Here is a 454-nt window from a genome sequence, read left to right as displayed (position 1 = left end):
ACCACGGCGACCGTGTGGTGTGCGCGTGTGACCACCGTTCCCCTCCGTCGGCAGTAAGAGGATGCTCGCCGCAAAAATCATCGTCTTACTGCCGGCCCACCGGCACTACGTGGAGGTGTGTGGCGGGAGTCTCGCGGTGCTGCTCGCCAAAACACCGTCGGAGGCGGAGACCGTCAACGACCTGGACGGTGATCTGGTCACGTTCTGGCGAGTGCTGCGCGACCAGCCGGAGGCGTTGGAGCGCGCATGTGTCCTCACGCCCCACTCGCGCGTCGAACTGTACGAAGCTATCGGGAGCGATGCGTCCAGCGAGGTGGAGCGTGCCCGCCAAGTATGGGTGCGGCTGACCCAGAACACGCTCCGCACCACCGAGCAGCGGCACGATTTCTGGGTCAAGATGATCGCCACCGGCTCCCATCCCCACACTATGGCGTCGTGGGCGTCGCGGCTCGCC

At 65.9% G+C, this 454-nt stretch carries 1 pseudogene; it reads left to right on the top strand.

Annotated elements, in window-relative coordinates:
- Positions 1-58: 58 nt before the first annotated feature.
- Positions 59-454, top strand: a pseudogene (locus RMT89_RS41135) (DNA adenine methylase); the annotation flags it as partial.

It is taken from the genome of Streptomyces sp. P17, assembly GCF_032436805.1.
GTDB lineage: Bacteria > Actinomycetota > Actinomycetes > Streptomycetales > Streptomycetaceae > Streptomyces.
This window is presented reverse-complemented; position numbering and strand designations above follow the sequence as displayed.